The organism is Klenkia sp. PcliD-1-E (assembly GCF_024124375.1).
GTDB lineage: Bacteria > Actinomycetota > Actinomycetes > Mycobacteriales > Geodermatophilaceae > Klenkia.
This window is the reverse complement of record NZ_JAMXRZ010000209.1, coordinates 1-3,424: the sequence shown is the minus strand read 5'-3', so window position 1 is coordinate 3,424 and position 3,424 is coordinate 1. Positions and strand designations below refer to the sequence as shown.

Annotated in this window: 2 rRNA genes; both read right to left on the bottom strand. The window is 59.7% G+C overall.

The annotated features are described in order from the left end of the window. Positions 1-1,867 (bottom strand): 23S ribosomal RNA (locus tag NH342_RS22415); the annotation flags it as partial. A 491-nt stretch (positions 1,868-2,358) separates the two neighbouring features. Beyond that, a 16S ribosomal RNA gene (locus tag NH342_RS22410) occupies positions 2,359-3,424 on the bottom strand; the annotation flags it as partial.

The following is a 3,424-nucleotide window of genomic DNA, read 5'->3' as shown; positions in this document are numbered from 1 at the left end:
GGTATTCTCTACCTGACCACCTGAGTTGGTTTGGGGTACGGGCCGCTCGGAACTCGCTAGAGGCTTTTCTCGGCAGCATAGGATCATCCCATTCGCCTCATTCGGCTATGCGTCAGGCCTCACCCACGTGTCCGACGGATTTGCCTATCGGACGGGCCACACCCTTGCACCGGTACTACCACTCACCGGTAGGACTACCTTCCTGCGTCACCCCATCGCTTGCCTACTACCAGTCCGGGTCCCACGCTCCCCAGAACTCGTCCCCGAAGGGATCTCGCCTGGTTCGGATGGTTAGCATCGCTGGGTCCAGCATGGGCGTTCCTTCGCGGGTACGGGAATATCAACCCGTTGTCCATCGACTACGCCTGTCGGCCTCGCCTTAGGTCCCGACTCACCCTGGGCGGATTAGCCTGGCCCAGGAACCCTTGGTCATCCGGCGGGGGAGTTTCTCACTCCCCTTTCGCTACTCATGCCTGCATTCTCACTCGTGTGGCGTCCACGGCTGGATCACTCCGCCGCTTCCACCGCCACACGACGCTCCCCTACCCACCCCCACACCTGGCCACCAACCACGAAGGAAGATGGCGGGCTTATGTGGGAGTGCCATAGCTTCGGCGGTGTGCTTGAGCCCCGCTACATTGTCGGCGCGGAACCACTTGACCAGTGAGCTATTACGCACTCTTTCAAGGGTGGCTGCTTCTAAGCCAACCTCCTGGTTGTCACTGCGATCCCACATCCTTTTCCACTTAGCACACGCTTAGGGGCCTTAGCTGATGATCTGGGCTGTTTCCCTCTCGACTACGAACCTTATCGCCCGCAGTCTCACTGCCACGCTCTCACTTACCGGCATTCGGAGTTTGGTTGATTTCAGTAACCTTGTGGGGCCCCTAGACCATCCAGTGCTCTACCTCCGGCAAGAAACACGCGACGCTGCACCTAAATGCATTTCGGGGAGAACCAGCTATCACCGAGTTTGATTGGCCTTTCACCCCTACCCACAGCTCATCCCCTCCGTTTTCAACCGAAGTGGGTTCGGTCCTCCACGCGGTCTTACCCGCGCTTCAACCTGGCCATGGGTAGATCACTCGGCTTCGGGTCTAGAGCACGCGACTAGATCGCCCTGTTCGGACTCGCTTTCGCTACGGCTACCCCACACGGGTTAACCTCGCCACGTACCGCTAACTCGCAGGCTCATTCTTCAAAAGGCACGCAATCACCCCTGCCCCGAAGGACACAAGGCTCTCACGGCTTGTAGGCACACGGTTTCAGGTACTATTTCACTCCCCTCCCGGGGTACTTTTCACCTTTCCCTCACGGTACTTGTCCGCTATCGGTCACCAGGGAGTATTTAGGCTTAGCGGGTGGTCCCGCCAGATTCACACCGAATTCCACGAGCTCGGTGCTACTTGGGAACACAATCACGGGAGAGTGCGCGTTTTCGTGTACGGGGCTCTCACCCTCTACGGCGACCCCTTCCAGAGGCCTTCCACTAACACCACACTTTTCTGACTCCCGCCCTCTGCGGCAGCAGAGAGAAGATCGGTCCCACGACCCCCCACCGACAACACCTGCCGGCTATCACATCGATGAGGTTTAGCCTCATCCGCTTTCGCTCGCCACTACTCACGGAATCACTGTTGTTTTCTCTTCCTGTGGGTACTGAGATGTTTCACTTCCCCACGTTCCCTCCACACGCCCTATACATTCAGGCGCGGGTCACACCACATGACTGGTGCGGGGTTCCCCCATTCGGAAATCCTCGGATCAACGCTCGGTTGACAGCTCCCCGAGGCTTATCGCAGCCTCCTACGTCCTTCATCGGCTCCTGGTGCCAAGGCATCCACCGTGCGCCCTTAACAACTTGACCCACCACAACACACCCCACCAACCACCAACCCCAAGCCCGAAGACCTGACGCCCATGACGGCGGGACATCTGCGATGCGCCCTACAAGATGCTCGCGTCCACTGTGCAGTTCTCAAAGAACGAACGACCACCCACCCACACCCACCACCAACACCCACAACGCCTCCGCGTCACGAGCTGGTATGGCGAGCAAGCAGGCCCCGCACGCAAGACAGCCAACCCCACCCCGGCAACCCAGGGAGGGTCCGCTCTCTCAGGACCCAACAGCGTGCCTACGAAGCCCGTCCACCACCATCCGCGTTCCCACCCACCCCAGCGAAGGGGTATCGGGCTGTACTAGCGGCCAGCAGCAGCCGGCGCATCGAACTGGTCAGTGTTCCACCCTCGAGCTCCACCCCACACACATCGCGCAGACCCCGGAACTGGGGCCACGTCTCGGCATGGGCGTGGCTCTGGACCACCCAGCCATGCTGGGCGGCCAGTGCTCCTTAGAAAGGAGGTGATCCAGCCGCACCTTCCGGTACGGCTACCTTGTTACGACTTCGTCCCAATCGCCGATCCCGCCTTCGACGGCTCCCTCCACAAGGGTTGGGCCACCGGCTTCGGGCGTTACCGACTTTCGTGACGTGACGGGCGGTGTGTACAAGGCCCGGGAACGTATTCACCGCAGCGTTGCTGATCTGCGATTACTAGCGACTCCAACTTCATGGGGTCGAGTTGCAGACCCCAATCCGAACTGAGACCGGCTTTTTGGGATTCGCTCCGCCTCACGGCATCGCAGCCCTTTGTACCGGCCATTGTAGCATGTTTGCAGCCCTAGACATAAGGGGCATGATGATTTGACGTCATCCCCACCTTCCTCCGAGTTGACCCCGGCAGTCTCCCATGAGTCCCCGGCATAACCCGCTGGCAACATGGGACGAGGGTTGCGCTCGTTGCGGGACTTAACCCAACATCTCACGACACGAGCTGACGACAACCATGCACCACCTGTGTGCGACCCTTACGGACCCACCATCTCTGGAGGATTTCCGCACATGTCAAGCCTAGGTAAGGTTCTTCGCGTTGCATCGAATTAAGCAACATGCTCCGCCGCTTGTGCGGGCCCCCGTCAATTCCTTTGAGTTTTAGCCTTGCGGCCGTACTCCCCAGGCGGGGCGCTTAATGCGTTAGCTGCGGCACGGAGACCGTGGAATGGCCCCCACACCTAGCGCCCAACGTTTACGGCGTGGACTACCAGGGTATCTAATCCTGTTCGCTCCCCACGCTTTCGCTCCTCAGCGTCAGTTGTTGCCCAGAGACCCGCCTTCGCCACCGGTGTTCCTCCTGATATCTGCGCATTTCACCGCTACACCAGGAATTCCAGTCTCCCCTGCAACACTCAAGTCTGCCCGTATCGACTGCAGACCCGGAGTTGAGCTCCGGGCTTTCACAGCCGACGCGACAAACCGCCTACGAGCTCTTTACGCCCAATAATTCCGGACAACGCTTGCACCCTACGTATTACCGCGGCTGCTGGCACGTAGTTGGCCGGTGCTTCTTCTGCAGGTACCGTCAC